Origin of the sequence: Pseudomonas sp. CIP-10 (assembly GCF_020911845.1) — a bacterium.
Taxonomy (GTDB): Bacteria; Pseudomonadota; Gammaproteobacteria; order Pseudomonadales; family Pseudomonadaceae; genus Aquipseudomonas; species Aquipseudomonas alloputida.
In genome coordinates this window covers 5,497,774-5,512,401 of the sequence record NZ_CP087160.1, presented here as the reverse complement: position 1 = coordinate 5,512,401, position 14,628 = coordinate 5,497,774, and the positions used below count along the sequence as shown (strand labels likewise).

Genomic DNA, 14,628 nt, shown 5'->3' with positions numbered 1-14,628 from the left:
ATTCGTTACGCCGAATACAGCGCCATGACCGTACTACGTTACTTGCAAGCCTACCCCCCGCACCTGCAGGCGCAGGTGCGGCAGATGATCGACAGCGACCGCCTGGGTGAATACCTGCAGCGCCGTTACCCTGACCGCCATGACGTGCAAAGCGACAAGGCGCTGTATGGCTATGCCCAGGATCTGCGCCAACAGTACCTGCGAAGTGCGCCAAACCTGGACAAGGTGCTGTTCGACAGCCGCCTCGATCTGACGCATCGGGCCCTGGGCTTGAACACGGCGGTGTCGCGGGTGCAGGGTGGCAAGCTCAAGGCGAAGAAGGAAATCCGCATTGCCTCGCTGTTCAAGGAGGCCGCGCCACAGTTCTTGCGCATGATTGTTGTGCACGAGTTGGCGCACCTGCGCGAGCGAGATCACAACAAAGCGTTCTACCAGCTCTGCCAGCACATGGAGCCGGACTATCACCAACTGGAATTCGACCTGCGCGTCTACCTGACCTACCGGGAGCTGCCGGGCAACCTCTAAGGAACATGCAGCATGGAAGTGAGCAAGACCAAGAGCAGCTTCTACCGCCGCCTGTACGTGGCCTGGCTGATCGATAGCCAGACCGCGACCAGCGTGCCCGCCCTGATGGAAGCCACCGGTATGCCCCGTCGCACAGCCCAGGACACTATCGCCGCGCTGGCCGACCTGGACATCGTCTGCGAGTTCGAGCAGCAGGAAGGCGCACGCAACCACGCCGGGCATTATCGCATTCATGACTGGGGGGCGATCGACAAGCAGTGGATCATCCGTCACTTGCGGCAGATCCGCGAAGTGCTGGGTTACCCCTGATGTGCAAAGCCCGCACAGGGTGGGCTCATCCCTTGCGCATTCCAATGGACGCGATGCCGTCCTCCAAAGACTCCTCGCCCACCACCGCAAACCCATGGCGGGCATAAAACGCCTGTAAATGCGCCGGAGCCGACAGATAAACCGGCACCCCCGGCCAACAATGCTCCGCCGCTTCCAGCCCCTTGAGCAGCAAGCTTTCGTCGAGCTGCAAACCTCGCGCCTGCGGTGATGTCACCACTCGTCCGATCACCACATCCCCACCTTGTGACTGCGGATCCAGCAGGCGCAGGTAGGCCACCAGCTTGTCTTCCTGCCAGGCCATGAGGTGCAAGGTATCGCCAGTCAGGTCCTGACCATCGACTTCCTGGTAGGCGTGGCGCTGCTCCACCACGAGTACTTCAGTGCGTAGCTGCAAAATGGCATAGAGCTGCTCCTTGCCGAGGTCGGTGTGGTGCTTGCAGAGCCAGTCGATTGACATGGGCACGAACTCCTTGGATGGGGCTCGATCATCGCATGCTGCATGTGCTTCGGCCAAAATAGAGGCTAAATGACACTATTGGCCGCTGCCCTCGGCAACCGCTTTGTGTAATCTCACTGGCAGTGTTGCCCTCCATTGCGAAAGGACGTGAGCATGCGGCCACTGCTTTATGTTCTGGGTTTACTGGCAGCGATGCTGGCAACACCTGCCCCGGGTCACGACAAGCTGCGCCTGGTGGCCGACAACTGGCCACCGTTCACCGATGCCAAGATGCCGGGCGGCGGCCTTGCGACCAGCATCGTTACCACCGCACTGGCCCGTGCCGGCTACGCCAGCGGCTATGAAGAGGTACCGTGGGCGCGTGCATTGCTGGGGGTAGGTGAAGGGCGCTACGACGTGCTGATCAATGCCTGGTACAACGACTCGCGCGCCAATATCGGGCAATTCTCCAGCGCCTACCTGAGTAATCGTATTCGCCTGCTGCAACGTAAGGGCGAGGCATTCAGCTACACGCGTCTGTCTGACCTTTATGCCTACAGCATTGCGGTAGTGCGTGATTACACCTATTCACCGGAATTCGACGGGGATCCGCGTCTGAACAAAGTGCCGGTGCGCAACTTTTCTTCTGCGGTACGCATGTTGGCGGCAGGGCGGGTAAGCCTGGCGGTGGAAGACGAGTACGTGGCCCGCTACAACCTGCAGCGCGAGCCGCAGGAAGTGCGTGACAGGGTGATGCTGGTGGATCCGCCGCTGGGGGAGAACACCCTGCATGTCCTGGTCAGCCTGAAGCACCCGGAGCATGATCGGATCGTCGAGCGCTTCGAGCAGGCGATAGCGGCGATGAAGGCCGATGGCAGCTATGCCCGGCTGCTGCGTCAGTACGGCTTTTGAGCACAGGCACTAAAACGATCAGGCCGGGGCATTTTCCTTGATCAGGTGTGCCGCCAGGGTCCGCAATGGCCCCAGCTGGCGGCATATCAACGCCAGCTGCGTCTGCACCAGCCGCTGATGCTCATCCAGATCTTCCGGCATCTGCTCCAGGGCATTGGCCAGCGCCTCTTCGGCATCACTGTGAATCGCCACCGGCAGCCGTGCGGCCAGGCCGTTGGCAATCTCGTCCAGGCTGCTGGCCAGGCTTTGCCCGGCGCCTTCGATCAACTGCTCCTGCACCTCCGCTGGCAACGCCGTGTCGCGGTGCGCGCCTAACCCCGAGAGGTAGCTGAGCAACGTGTGCGACAGCACCAGGAAGCGAAAGCCAACGTCGGCCTCCTTACGGAAATGCCCCGGCTCCATCAGCATGTTGGCCAAGGTGGTGGACAGCGCCGCGTCAGCGTTGTGGGCATTGCGCCGGGCCAGGCGGTAGGCCAGGTCGTCGCGCTTGCCGTGGGCATACTGCTGCATGATCTGGCGCAGGTACACGCTGGCGCAGGCCAGGGTATTGGCCAGCGCCTTGTTCAGCCGTCGGCCCTGCCAGTCAGGCAGGAACAGGAACACTGCAAGAATGGCAATCAGGCTGCCCACCAGGGTATCGAACAGGCGTGGCAGGAACAGGCCGTAGCCATCGCCGATCTGGTTGAAGCAGAACAGCACCATCAGGGTGATCGCGGCAGTGGCCAGGGTGTAGCGGGTGGTGCGGTTGACGAAGAACACCACCCCGGCAACCACGGCGAACAACGACTGGATGACCGGGTTGGGGAACAGGTCGAACAAGGCCCAACCCACTGTCAGGCCAACGGCAGTGCCGAAGATTCGCTGCACCAGCTTGCGCCGCGTGGCCCCATAGTTGGGCTGGCACACGAACAGCGTGGTGAGGATGATCCAGTAGCCCTGGGTCGGGTGAATCAGGTGCACCATGCCATAGCCGATCGACAGCGCCAGCGGCAGGCGCAAGGCATGGCGGAACAACAGCGAAGTCGGTGTGAGCTGGGTGCGCAGGCGCGTCCACACGTCCTTCAGCGAGCGCGGCGAGCGGTCGAGCAGGCTGCTGTCGCTGGCGTCGGCCAGGCTGTCCGGGTTGCTGGCGGCACTGAGCAGGCGGTCCAGTGTTGCCAGGTTGGCGGCGAGTGCCCGCAGTGAGCGCAACAGGCCGCGCCAGGCCGGGTTGCTCTGGATGCGCAGGTGCTCCAGCGAGGCGTTGAGGTCTTCGAGGGCTTCTGGATAACCGCTGGCCAGCACGAACGGTTGGCGCAGGCGGATCGAGCGGGCCAGTTCCTGGCAGGATGAACCCTGCTTACGCAACAGGCGCTGGCAGCGGAACATGACGTCGCTGTGGAAAAACGCCTCGGTCAGTGCGTTGTAGGGGTAGTGCGAGGCACTGACACGCTCGTGGATATCCTGGGCCAGGAAGTACAGCTTGAGGTAGCGGCTTACCTTCGAGTTGGGTTGGCTGTTGCCCACCCGGTGCAGGATGATCTCCTTGGCTGCGTTCAGCGCGGCCACCACCTTGCCGTTCTGCTGGGCCAGTTCCAGGCGCCGTGCCTCGACGTCGAGCGTGCGGACCGGTTCAAACAGGCTGGCCTTGAGCTTCAGGTAGCTGCCCAGCTCGAAAAACAGTTTGGCCAGGCTCTGTTGTACCGGCTGGTTGGAAAACAGCGCCTGCCACAGCACCGACAACAGCCCGTACCAGGCCGCACCTGCCACCAGCAGCAGCGGTTCGTGCCAGAAATCGGTGACCTGGCCACCGCGCTGGTCCACGCCGATCATGGTGTAGACCGCAGTGATCAAGGTGGCCGAAGCGATGGCGCCGTAGCGCTCGCCCAGCGCCCCGAGCATGGTCAGGCCAAAGGCCGCCAGGGCCAGGGCAATGACGAAGATCCAGGGGTAGGGGAACAGCAACTCGACTGCCAGTGCAGCGATGGCGAAGCACACCAGGGTAACGGCCAGGGCGCTGAGGCGGCCCTGCCAGCTGTCGTCGGTTTCGGCCAGGGCGCTGGCGATGATGCCGAGGAACAGCGGAATCAGCAGGGCCATCTCGTTCTGGTACCAGCACAGGGCCAGGCTGCCGGTAAGGGCAATGGTGACCCGGATGCTGTAGCTGAACTTGTCTTGGCCCCACAGGCGACGCAGTGACTGACGGAACGAGCTCGATGACATGATGGCCTGCCAGGCGGTGAGCGAAGAATGCACTGCAGCACGGGCCAGCAAGAAGCGTTCCGTGCTGCTGAAAGGATTCTACTCTACACGAACTGCGCGGCGGCGTTCGCCGATGCCCAAGCCCACTGGAAGTTGAAACCACCCAGGTGGCCGGTGACATCCAGCACTTCGCCGATGAAGTACAAGCCGGGGCTTTTCAGCGATTCCATGGTCTTGGACGACACCTCGCGGGTATCCACGCCGCCCAGGGTCACTTCGGCGGTGCGGTAGCCTTCGGTGCCGGCTGGCACCACTTGCCAGTTCGCCAGCTTTTCGGCGATGTGCGCCAGTTCCGCCGGGGTGTACTGCTTCATCGGCTTCGACTCGAACCACTGCTCGGCCAGCAAGTTGGCCAGCTTGCGGGTGAACACCTCGCCCAGCACGGTCTTCAGTTCGGCATTGGCGCGCTCGGCCTGCATCTGTTGCAGCCAGGTCAGCGCATCCCGGTCGGGCAGCAGGTTGATCTCGACCGTGTCACCGGCTTCCCAGAACGACGAGATCTGCAAGATTGCCGGGCCGCTCAAGCCGCGGTGCGTGAACAGCAGGTTTTCGCGGAAGCTGGTGCCATTGCAGCTGGCGGTGCAGTCCAGCGAGGTGCCGGACAACTCGGTGCACATCGCCTTGAGTTGGGGCTCGGTGATGGTGAATGGCACCAGCCCGGCGCGGGTTGGCAGCAGTGTGTGGCCGAACTGGCGGGCCACCTGGTAGCCGAAACCGGTGGCGCCCAAGGTCGGGATCGACAGGCCGCCAGTGGCGATGACCAGCGACTGGCAGGTGAACTGGCCGCCGCTGGTCTGCAGCAGGTAGCCGCTTTCGGTCTTCTCGATCTGTTCGATGCTGGTGTGCATGCGGATCTCGGCACCGGCCTCGTCGCACTCGGCCAGCAGCATGTCGAGGATGTCGCTGGCCTTGTTGTCACAGAACAGCTGGCCGAGCTTCTTCTCGTGGTACGCCACGCCGTGCTTGCACACCAGCTCGATGAAGTCCCACTGGGTGTAGCGGGCCAGGGCCGACTTGCAGAAGTGCGCGTTGTGCGAAAGGAAGTTGGCCGGCTCGGTGTACAGGTTGGTGAAGTTGCAGCGCCCGCCGCCGGACATGAGGATTTTCTTGCCTGGCTTGTTGGCGTGGTCGAGCAGCAGCACCCGGCGGCCGCGACGGGCACTGAGCTGGGCGCACATCAGGCCGGCGGCGCCGGCGCCAAGGATGATCACGTCGGTGGAGTGCACGGTATGAACCTTCAGATTGAAATGCTGAACCCTGTGGGAGTGGGATCACCCGCGAATGCGACGATGCATTTACTGCCGCGTTCGCGGGTAAACCCGCTCCTACAGGGGGCTTTGCCTGGCTTTAGATAATGCGGACTTTCAGGGCGCGACCCTTGATCTTGCCGCTGTTCAGTCGCTGCATGGCTTGCTTGGCCAACGCCCGCTCCACGGCCACAAACGCCTGGAAGTCGAAGATGGCGATCTTGCCCACTTGCTTGCCCGGGATGCCGGCATCACCGGTCAGGGCCCCCAGGATGTCGCCAGGGCGCAGCTTGTCCTTGCGGCCAGCGGCAATGCACAGTGTGGTCATCACCGGCAGCAGGGGCTCGCCGCCCTTGTTTTTCAGGCTGTCCAGCTGGTCCCAGCGCAGCGGGCTCTTCTGCAGCGCTTCGATGGCCTGGGCGCGGTGGCCTTCGGCCGGTGCCACCAGGCTGACCGCAACGCCTTTCTCGCCGGCGCGGCCGGTACGGCCCACGCGGTGCACGTGGATTTCCGCATCACGCGCCAGCTCCACGTTGATGACCATGTCCAGGCCATCGATGTCCAGGCCGCGCGCGGCCACGTCGGTAGCCACCAGCACCGAGCTGCTGCGGTTGGCGAACATGGTCAGCACCTGGTCACGGTCGCGCTGCTCCAGGTCGCCGTGCAGGGCCTGGGCGACGATGCCCTTGGCGGTCAAGTGGGCAACCACGTCCTCGCATTGCTGCTTGGTGAAGCAGAACGCTACGCACGATTGTGGGCGGTAGTGGCCGAGCACGCGGGTGACGGCTTCCAGGCGTTGCTGCGGGTCAATCTCGATGAAACGCTGCTCGATCTGGTTGTCGGTGTGCAGGCTCTCGACCTTGACCTGCTGCGGGTTGCGCATGAAGTCGGCGGCCAGTTGCTTGATGCCGGCCGGGTAGGTGGCCGAGAACAGCAGGGTCTGGCGGCGCGACGGGGTCTTGCCGATGATGCTGGCGATGGCGTCGAAGAAGCCCATGTCGAGCATGCGGTCGGCTTCGTCCAGCACCAGGGTGTTCAACCCGTCCAGGACCAGGGTGCCTTTGTCCAGATGCTGCTGGATGCGCCCTGGGGTGCCGACGATGATGTGCGCACCGTGCTCCAGCGAAGCGATCTGTGGGCCCAGCGAAACGCCGCCGCACAGGGTCAGGATCTTGATGTTGTCCTCGGCACGGGCCAGGCGGCGCAGCTCCTTGGCCACCTGGTCGGCGAGTTCGCGGGTAGGGCAGAGCACCAACGCCTGGCAGCCGAAATAGCGCGGGTTGATCGGGTTGAGCAGGCCGATGCCGAAGGCGGCAGTCTTGCCGCTACCGGTCTTGGCCTGGGCGATCAGGTCCTGGCCTTTGAGGATGACAGGCAGGCTCTGGGCCTGGATCGGCGTCATCGAGGCATAGCCAAGGGCCTCCAGGTTGGCCAGCATGGCAGTGGACAGCGGCAAGGTGGCAAAGGCGGTGGATTCGGTGGTCACGAGGCGGGCCTGCGGTGCGAAGCGAAAAATGCCGCATAGTCTACCAGCCTCGTGGCCATTCGCCCTACGACTCCATGTGTTGTTCCGGACGACGGGCACGCCTTCCGTCCGTCGGCGCCAGCTGCAGGAAGATCGCCGCTGCCAGCATGGCCATTACGCCGATGGTGACGAAGGTCAGCTGGAACGCGCCCAGGGTGGTTTCCACGCCCTCGGCGCTGCCTGCCGCAGTAAAGCCGCCCAACAGTGCGCCGGCGCAGGCCACACCCAGGCTCAGCGACAGTTGCGCGACCACCGACAGCAGGCTGTTACCGCTACTGGCGCTGGCGTCGTCGAGATCGATGAGCGTCACTGTGTTCATCGCAGTGAACTGCATGGAGTTCACTGCCCCCAGAAGGCCAAGTTGCACCAACAGCAGCCAATAAGGGGTCTGCTCGTCCACCAGACCCAGGCTTGCCAGCAGGATGCCCAGCAGCAAGGTATTACCGGTGAGGATGATGCGATAGCCGAACCGTTCGATCAGCGGTCGGGCAATGGATTTGGCCAGCATGGCCGCCGCCGCCAGCGGGATCATGCTCATGCCTGCCTGGGCGGGTGAGTAGCCCAGCGCGACCTGCAGCAGCAACGGCACCAGGAACGGCAGCGCGCCGCTGCCCAGGCGGGCGAACAGGTTGCCGAGGATGCCGATGGCGAAGGTGCGCACGCGGAACAGGCTTGGCGAGAACAGCGGCTCCGGGTCGCGCCCGGCGCGCAGCCAGTACGCGGCCAGGCAGGCCATGCCGGCGAACAGCAGCAACATTACCCGCAAGTGCGGCAGGTGCAGCTCGCCCAGGCCTTCCATGGCAATGGTGATCAGTACCATCGCTGCGCCGAACAGCAGGAAACCAGGGCCGTCGAAGGTGGTGCGCTCGGCGCCGCGCAAGTCCGGGATGAACTTCCACACGGCAATGCAGCCAAGCAGGCCGACAGGCAGGTTGAGCAGGAAGATCCAGTGCCAGCTGAGGATTTCCACCAGCCAGCCACCGACCGTTGGCCCCAGCAATGGCCCGAGCAGGCCGGGGATGGTGATGAAACTCATGATCCGCACCAGCTCGCTGCGTGGGTAGGCGCGCAGCACCACCAGCCGCCCGACCGGCAGCATCAGCGCACCGCCCAGCCCCTGCACCACGCGGGCGAAGATCAGGAAGCCAAGGCTGTTGGCTGCGGCGCACAGCAGCGAGCCAAAGCTGAACAGCAAGATAGCGCTGAAGAAGATGCGCTTGGTGCCGAAACGGTCGGCGATCCAGCCTGAGGCAGGGATCAGCAGGGCCACGGTGAGCATGTAGGCAATGATCACACCTTGCATGCGCAAGGGGTCTTCGGCCAACGAGCGGGCCATGGCCGGCAGCGCCGTGTTGAGGATGGTGCCGTCCAGGGACTGCATGAAGAAGGCGATGGCCACCACCCAAGGGATCCAGCGGGCGGTGACGGGGTCCAGCGGGGTGCGTTCGGGCATGACGTCCTCGTTTGTCAGTGCCGGCCCTTTCGCGGCTAAAGCCGCTCCTACAAGGGTTACGCGTTCCTTGTAGGTGCGGCTTTAGCCGCGAAAGGGCCGGCAAGTCCAGTCACAATGTCAGGGTCAGGCCTTTGACCAGTGCCCCGGGCAAATGACTCGACCCGGTACTGCGCTGTCCATAAGTATTGGTCGACAGGATCATCTCGCGCTCCTGGGTCAGGTCCTCCAGCTGGCTGCCCAGCAAGCTGTACAGGCTGTCATCGAAGCGCATGGTACTCACCGGCCCCTGGATCTGCCCATCTTCTACCCAGAAAGTGGCGAAGCGGGTCAGCCCGGTCATGCGCGCCGCTGGCAGGTCCGAGTAGTTCAGGTACCACAGGTTGCTGATGTACAGCCCGGTGCCTAGACGCTCAAGGATCTGCGCACTGGCCAGACTGCCCGGCGCCAGGCTGAGCGCACAGGGCGACTCGTAGCCGTCGGCGCCATTGGCCTGCAGCTCGAACTCGGCCGCACTGCGCGCACTGATCAACCGCTGCCGGGCCTCGCCTTGCTGGATCAGCGGCACATCCAGGCGCGGCGCACCTTCATCGGAAAATGCCGGGCTAAGCGAGCCGCTGACCTGCTCGGTAAAACTGACCAGCGGGCTGAGCCGTGCATCGCCGTTGTACAGGCGCTGCAGAGCGCTGTTGCCAGTGGCCAGGGCCTGCGCGGAAAAGCCGCCCCAGCACAACATGCCGGCGACTTCGTCCATGGCCGCAGGTGCAAGGTAGGCGCGGTAGGTGCCGGGCTTGAGGGTAACTGCCGGGCGGCCGAGGAAACCCAACTGCTCTCGTGCTTGGCGCAGGCGTGCGGCGAAGTCGTCGGCACTCCAGACCTGGCCGGCATAGTTGGCCTTCACTGCCTGGCCATTATCGTGGAATAGGCTCCAGTCGACGTTGAAACTGTTGGCCTGGTGCCAGCCGAAGGCGCCGAACGAGCTGGCGAAACCACGGCAGACCGGGCCGGCGGCGTAGATGCCGACCAGGTCCAGGTCGCCTGCTTCACGCTCGAGCAGGGCCAGTACTTCGTTCAGTGCGGGCAGGGGGTGTTTCTGCAGGCTATGGCTGTGCCAGGCATTTTCGTCCAGGCGCAGGTAAGGGTCGAGTGCCAGCAGCGGCAAGGTCTGGCGCAGCTGCTCGAGCGCAACGTTCAGGCGCTGGCGATCCAGTTGCAGGTCGCCACTCAAGGTTACCTGCTGCTCCGCCTGGCGCCCATCGCGCACCAGCCGCAGTTGCGCGCTGGCCTGGCTGACTTCGCCGGCCTGGCGCACCTTGGCATGGTTGAAACGCACGAACTGCGATTGCTCGGCACTGTAACCGAGGGTGAACTGCTCGCCCGCCTGAAGGGCGGTGCGCACCTCCCCGACCAGGGTTTCGAAAGCCTGTTTCATCACGCGTCTCCTCCGAATACATCGATCTGGCGGAACACACAGGCCGGCGAGGCGTGGCCGACCCGCACCACCTGATTGGGTTCGCCCTTGCCACAGTTGGGCGTGCCCAGCACCTGGAAGGTACTGTGGTCGCCAACCGCCGACAGGTTGCGCCAGAACTGCGCGGAGATGCCGCGGTAGTTGGGGTTCTTGACGATGCCCTTGAGCTCGCCATTTTCAATCAACTGGCCCCATTCGCAGCCGAACTGGAACTTGTTGCGTGCATCGTCGATGGACCAGGAACGGTTGGTACGCATCAGGATGCCGTGCTCGATGCCTCCGATCAGTTGCTCGAAAGACTGGTCGCCCGGCTCGATGTTGAGGTTGGCCATGCGGTCGATCGGCGCGCGGTTCCAGCCGCAGGCACGGCTGTTGGCCACGCCGTCCAGGCCAGAGCGGAACTGCGACAGCGCGCCACCCAGCGGGCGCAGCAGCAGGCCGTCGCGTATCAGGAACGCTTTGCTGGCCGGGGTGCCGTCGTCGTCATGACTGTAGCTGGCCAGCTCTTCGCCAATGGTCGGGTCGAAGGTCACGTTCAGCAGGCTGGAGCCGTACTGCAGGTGGCCGAAGTCGCTGGTTTTGACGAAGCTGGTGCCGGCGTAGTTGCGCTCGTCGCCGAGAATGCGGTCCATCTCCAGCGGGTGGCCGATGGATTCGTGAATCTGCAGCATCATCTGGTCCGGCATCAACAGCAGGTCGCGCGGGCCACTGGGGGTGTTCGGTGCCAGCAGCAGTTGCAGTGCTTCGTCGGCCACCCGGCTGGCCGCGCCGACCAGGCCGCAGCGCTCGATGATCTCGAAACCACCCTGTTGGCCGAAGTTGTCGCGGCCCAGGCTGCGGCTTTGGCTGTCCTGGCCGTCGCTGGCGGTCACCCCCAGGCCCGGGAACAGGAAGCGCTGGGCATGGCGCAGTTCGGCGCCGGCCGAGTTCAGGTAGGTTTGCTCGACCAGGCTCAGCCCCAGGCTGGCCTGCCAGTCCACCAAACGGCTGTCCTTGGGCACGCTGGCCGATTCGGCGGCGAGCAGGCCAAGGCAGTCGGCGAGGCTGGGCACGGGTTGGTCGAAGTTGGGCGAAACATGGTCGTGGCGTGCGCTGGTCACGGCTTGTTCGCGCAGGTCCAGCAGGCTGTGCCGGGCGATCTGCCGCGCCAGCGCCTCGGCTTGCTCAAGGGCGCGCTGCAGGCCAGCCTGGGACAGGTCGGCGGTGGCAGCGTAGGCCTCCACGCCATTGACCCGCACGGTGAGCATGGCGCCCTCATCCTGGCTGAAGAAGGGTGGTTCGGCGACGTTGCGGCGAACCGAAAGCGCCTGGTGCGACTGTTTCACATGGCGCAGGGAAAACAACTCGGCCGTACTGCGCAGCGCAGCAAAGCGCTGGCGCAGCAGGGCGCTGGAATCGAACATGCGGATGCCTCCGTGTACACGGTGGCTCCCCCTAGAACCACCCGTCTTGCATGCCGAGGCAGGTATCGTCGTGTGCCTCGAGCAATGCCAGCTCATTATGGCAGCCCGGTACTTCCCAGGTCAGGAAATAACGCCGGTTGCTCACAGCCCATCTTTCTGAATGGCGGCTTTCAACATTTCGTTCAGTTGCAACGCGACATGGTGGGAGGTATCCGTCAGCAGGTAAAGGTGATGCTCGGGGAGGGCGGGCAGGTCACTCCCTTCCATGAACGCGAGCGATGTATCGCCGCTTTCCAGCCCTTCGACAATGCCGACGGCCAGGCCACTGCGCATGCATGCCAGCACCGCATGCCAGTTGGCACTTTCAAGCAGGATACGGTAGGCAATGCCGTGAGCCTTCAACGCCTGCAGGGCCGCTTCTCGATATGGGCAGCCCTTCAGCTGCAGTGCCAGCGGCAAGGGGCGACTGGCATCGTACTCGAACCCAGGCGCAGCGGCCCAGCGCGGCTGGGTGGTGCGAAGCCATTCACCTTGCTGCCAGTGTTCGCTGCTGACCGCCACTGCCAGGTCCAGTCGTTGTCGCGCAAACAGGTCGATGAGTTCTGCGCTGGAGCATGCCACCGCTTCCAGTTCCAGTTTCGGGTTGCTGGCGACGAACACCGGTAAGAAATCGCTCATGAGGTTGGCGGCATAACCGTCCGGTACACCCAGGCGGACCTTGCCAGTGATCTGCTGCGACGACAGCGTAGCCAGCAGCCGGTCATGGGCCATCAAGAAGCGGGTTGCCTCACCCAGCAAGTGCCGGCCTGCCGGGGTCAGCTCCACCGACTGGTTGCTGCGGGCAAACAATTGTTGGCCGACCTTCTCCTCCAGCTTCTGGATCTGCGTCGTCACTGCCGATGGGCTGCGGTGTACGTAGTCGGCTGCATCCTTGAAGCGACCAAGCCGGGCGACTGCCTGGAAGGTTCTCAATACGTCTATGTCGAGGGCTTTACCCATGTAACCACCTGATTTGGTCGGATCGAACCAGCACTTCGATTTAATCAACTGTACAGGCTTTATACCCCCTCCTACTGTGTGGCTACAGCACGGTTGCCCTTCGAAAATGCAATGGAATGATACGGATGAGCCTGAACGACTTCGTTGTAGATGCACTTGTACACACCCCCAGCTACCAGAACGCACGGCTTTGGACTGTCGAGAACCATGAGAAGTACTCGACCCTGCTTCAGCCTGACTCTGGGCCAGACGGTGAGCATCATTTCAATCACGAGATATTTCTGCTCATGCGAGCCTTGAATGAGCAAGGTATTGGTGAGGAGGGGTTATGTGCCGACACGCGAGGGCACGGAGCGCTCAAAAGCGTCATCGCCAACGTTGCCGAGCGGTTGGCGGCGCTAGCTAGCGGGCGCCGCGTGCATTATGTCGAGCTGGGCCCCGAGCCGATCAAAAGCACCTGCTTGCTCAAGCGCATGGCAGAGACCTCCAGCTCCATTCGCTACACCGCGATCGATATCAACCAGACTTCCGAAGCTGCCATGAGAGATGCCTTGCGGCCCATCGTGCAAGCAGATGGCAGCTTCAACTACATCGCCGCCGACTATCGCACAGTGACTCACGAGGCTTTGCGGCACGATCAGGAGGTCACCCTGATCACACTGCTGGGTTTCCAGGAAGGCAACGAGCTGCCAGTGAGCACGGGCAGGCTGATACGCAGCCTGGCGGGTGACTCGACCTACATCCTTTCGGAAATGCAGGTATACGAACAAGGCCTGGAAGGTGCCATTCTCGCGTTCTATGCCAACCGCAATATGCTCCAGTTCTCCAGGATGGTCGCGCTTCAACAAGGGTTCGTCCCTTCGGGCGATCACGAGGCGATCCTCGTCCCCCTTCGCATTCTGGATGAGTCGGTTCACGTGGCCGTGACCCTCCAGCCTGTGCAGCGCCTGCAGGAGCAGGGTTACCTGCTGACCAACATCTGCCTCAAATACACGCCCGAACAGTTTCGTCGCATTCGAGCCCGGCACTGCAACTGCCGTGTGGTGGACGAGTTCGCCAGTGGTGATGGCTCGGTGCGCTACCAGATCGCGAAGTACCTCCAGTAGCAACTTCACGGGGACACACAGATCATGAATCACTCAGACAGCTTACCCCTGTTCGAACGCGGCTTTGGCCGCGTGAAGCTGGCACTCAAGTCGACGTTGAAACGCGCACCAAGGTCTTCACCGACCTGGTTGGGCGAGCAGCCAGCCTGGCGTGACGACCTGCTAAGTCAAGGCTGCAACGTCAGCGGCACCAGGACACTTGATCAGCTGGGCTATGCCCACAGCCCGCACAAAAAAATTGCGGTGGATACCATCACCGGGGTGGCAGTGGTCCAACGCTTGTTCACTGCCGAGGGTGTCGCGGTGTTGCAAGACATCTGTTCTCGTCTGGAGCAGGGGGCCGGGGACAGTGACTGGATCATATCCCGGCGTACGCGAGGGGTGACCGCACTGTCGCCGTTTCTCAACGACATGATGTGCAGCCGCGCATTCCTGCTGGCGGTCTCGCGTATTGCGGGCGTGCCGCTTGTACCTTACCCCATGCTTAATGCCCGCTCGCAGATCAACTACTTCTATCCAAAGCCAGCCGAGCAACAGCAGCAACTGGGTATGTGGCACACAGACGGCACCAACTATGTATTGAACATCGTGCTATCGGATCGCTCCGACTACAGCGGGGGAGAGTTTCTGTTCCATAACGGTACCGTCGATACCTTTGACGCCCTGGATTACCGAACTTTTGAAACCGCCCGGCTGGACCAGCCGGGTGATGCCTTGTTCATCTACGGCAGTCGATTGTTCCACGGTGTTCGCCCTGTCCTCAGTGGCCGACGCATGTCGCTGGTGCTGTCCTTCCACTGCCCCTGCTTCAGTGACGATTCCAACCGCTTCTGGCACCTGGCCTCCGACGATGGCATTGCGACGACCATCCCCAACTGGCTGGGGTTGCACTGGGCCTTGCGGCGGTCGGCCGCCCGACAATATGCACGTATCGGTATCGAGCCGATCACGTTCGAGGAACTGCACAACACAGGGGCGTGATC

Annotated in this window: 13 protein-coding genes and 1 pseudogene; 5 read left to right on the top strand and 9 right to left on the bottom strand. The window is 63.1% G+C overall.

The features are described 5' to 3' along the window. Nucleotides 1-24 precede the first annotated feature (24 nt). Entirely contained in the window at nucleotides 25-525 is a 501-nt protein-coding gene (locus LMH93_RS24860; RefSeq protein ID WP_003249394.1) for a M48 metallopeptidase family protein, read from the top strand. A 12-nt stretch (nucleotides 526-537) separates the two neighbouring features. Continuing rightward, entirely contained in the window at nucleotides 538-834 is a 297-nt protein-coding gene (locus LMH93_RS24855) for a winged helix-turn-helix domain-containing protein (RefSeq protein ID WP_003249396.1), read from the top strand. 25 nt (nucleotides 835-859) lie between these two features. Here LMH93_RS24855 and LMH93_RS24850 read toward each other — a convergent pair whose 3' ends face one another. Next, on the bottom strand, nucleotides 860-1,312 hold the full coding sequence (locus LMH93_RS24850; protein ID WP_003249398.1) for a GNAT family N-acetyltransferase: 453 nt from the start codon (nucleotides 1,310-1,312) through the stop codon (nucleotides 860-862). 153 nt (nucleotides 1,313-1,465) lie between these two features. Between LMH93_RS24850 and LMH93_RS24845 the strand changes: the two genes are divergently transcribed. Beyond that, complete coding sequence (locus tag LMH93_RS24845; protein ID WP_230064711.1) at nucleotides 1,466-2,203, top strand: substrate-binding periplasmic protein; 738 nt, start codon at nucleotides 1,466-1,468, stop codon at nucleotides 2,201-2,203. 18 nt (nucleotides 2,204-2,221) lie between these two features. Here the strand turns inward: LMH93_RS24845 and yccS are convergent, their stop codons facing one another. From yccS to LMH93_RS24810, 8 genes and pseudogenes are all read right to left on the bottom strand, one after another. Beyond that, nucleotides 2,222-4,405: a YccS family putative transporter gene (gene yccS / locus LMH93_RS24840; protein WP_003249401.1), complete on the bottom strand. Its 2,184-nt coding sequence runs from the start codon at nucleotides 4,403-4,405 to the stop codon at nucleotides 2,222-2,224. Nucleotides 4,406-4,488: 83 nt separating this feature from the next. Continuing rightward, nucleotides 4,489-5,670, bottom strand: coding sequence for an NAD(P)/FAD-dependent oxidoreductase (locus LMH93_RS24835; protein ID WP_054889350.1), 1,182 nt, complete (start codon nucleotides 5,668-5,670; stop codon nucleotides 4,489-4,491). A 121-nt stretch (nucleotides 5,671-5,791) separates the two neighbouring features. Continuing rightward, nucleotides 5,792-7,129, bottom strand: a complete 1,338-nt coding sequence (dbpA, locus tag LMH93_RS24830; protein ID WP_230065385.1) for an ATP-dependent RNA helicase DbpA — start codon at nucleotides 7,127-7,129, stop codon at nucleotides 5,792-5,794. 112 nt (nucleotides 7,130-7,241) lie between these two features. Next, nucleotides 7,242-8,669 carry a multidrug transporter subunit MdtD gene (mdtD, locus tag LMH93_RS24825; RefSeq protein WP_003249408.1) on the bottom strand — a complete coding sequence of 476 codons (1,428 nt, stop codon included), beginning with the start codon at nucleotides 8,667-8,669 and terminating at the stop codon, nucleotides 7,242-7,244. Nucleotides 8,670-8,778: 109 nt separating this feature from the next. Further along, nucleotides 8,779-10,098 carry a TldD/PmbA family protein gene (locus tag LMH93_RS24820; protein ID WP_230064710.1) on the bottom strand — a complete coding sequence of 440 codons (1,320 nt, stop codon included), beginning with the start codon at nucleotides 10,096-10,098 and terminating at the stop codon, nucleotides 8,779-8,781. Further along, on the bottom strand, nucleotides 10,098-11,540 hold the full coding sequence (locus LMH93_RS24815) for a TldD/PmbA family protein (RefSeq protein ID WP_004576608.1): 1,443 nt from the start codon (nucleotides 11,538-11,540) through the stop codon (nucleotides 10,098-10,100). The genes LMH93_RS24820 and LMH93_RS24815 overlap by 1 nt, the downstream gene beginning before the upstream one ends. Nucleotides 11,541-11,571: 31 nt before the next feature. Then, nucleotides 11,572-11,673: pseudogene (locus LMH93_RS30005) on the bottom strand (hypothetical protein); the annotation flags it as partial. An 8-nt stretch (nucleotides 11,674-11,681) separates the two neighbouring features. Continuing rightward, the gene (locus tag LMH93_RS24810; RefSeq protein ID WP_047604641.1) at nucleotides 11,682-12,539 is read right to left on the bottom strand and encodes a LysR family transcriptional regulator; all 858 of its coding nucleotides are present in this window, start codon (nucleotides 12,537-12,539) and stop codon (nucleotides 11,682-11,684) included. Between the two features lie 125 nt (nucleotides 12,540-12,664). Between LMH93_RS24810 and LMH93_RS24805 the strand changes: the two genes are divergently transcribed. Both LMH93_RS24805 and LMH93_RS24800 read left to right on the top strand, forming a co-directional pair. Continuing rightward, nucleotides 12,665-13,645, top strand: a complete 981-nt coding sequence (locus LMH93_RS24805) for a hypothetical protein (RefSeq protein WP_047604642.1) — start codon at nucleotides 12,665-12,667, stop codon at nucleotides 13,643-13,645. 24 nt (nucleotides 13,646-13,669) lie between these two features. Continuing rightward, nucleotides 13,670-14,626 (top strand): hypothetical protein, encoded by a 957-nt coding sequence (locus LMH93_RS24800; protein WP_047604643.1) that lies wholly within the window; start codon nucleotides 13,670-13,672, stop codon nucleotides 14,624-14,626. Nucleotides 14,627-14,628: the final 2 nt, after the last annotated feature.

What these genes read in the sequence shown, in the direction of transcription:
- LMH93_RS24850 (WP_003249398.1), bottom strand. Translation starts at nt 1,312, where the DNA reads ATGTCAATCGACTGGCTCTGCAAGCACCACACCGACCTCGGCAAGGAG.
- yccS (WP_003249401.1), bottom strand. Translation starts at nt 4,405, where the DNA reads ATGTCATCGAGCTCGTTCCGTCAGTCACTGCGTCGCCTGTGGGGCCAA.
- dbpA (WP_230065385.1), bottom strand. Translation starts at nt 7,129, where the DNA reads ATGCTGGCCAACCTGGAGGCCCTTGGCTATGCCTCGATGACGCCGATC.
- mdtD (WP_003249408.1), bottom strand. Translation starts at nt 8,669, where the DNA reads ATGCCCGAACGCACCCCGCTGGACCCCGTCACCGCCCGCTGGATCCCT.
- LMH93_RS24820 (WP_230064710.1), bottom strand. Translation starts at nt 10,098, where the DNA reads ATGAAACAGGCTTTCGAAACCCTGGTCGGGGAGGTGCGCACCGCCCTT.
- LMH93_RS24845 (WP_230064711.1), top strand. Translation starts at nt 1,466, where the DNA reads ATGCGGCCACTGCTTTATGTTCTGGGTTTACTGGCAGCGATGCTGGCA.
- LMH93_RS24810 (WP_047604641.1), bottom strand. Translation starts at nt 12,539, where the DNA reads ATGGGTAAAGCCCTCGACATAGACGTATTGAGAACCTTCCAGGCAGTC.
- LMH93_RS24860 (WP_003249394.1), top strand. Translation starts at nt 25, where the DNA reads ATGACCGTACTACGTTACTTGCAAGCCTACCCCCCGCACCTGCAGGCG.
- LMH93_RS24805 (WP_047604642.1), top strand. Translation starts at nt 12,665, where the DNA reads ATGAGCCTGAACGACTTCGTTGTAGATGCACTTGTACACACCCCCAGC.
- LMH93_RS24815 (WP_004576608.1), bottom strand. Translation starts at nt 11,540, where the DNA reads ATGTTCGATTCCAGCGCCCTGCTGCGCCAGCGCTTTGCTGCGCTGCGC.
- LMH93_RS24800 (WP_047604643.1), top strand. Translation starts at nt 13,670, where the DNA reads ATGAATCACTCAGACAGCTTACCCCTGTTCGAACGCGGCTTTGGCCGC.
- LMH93_RS24855 (WP_003249396.1), top strand. Translation starts at nt 538, where the DNA reads ATGGAAGTGAGCAAGACCAAGAGCAGCTTCTACCGCCGCCTGTACGTG.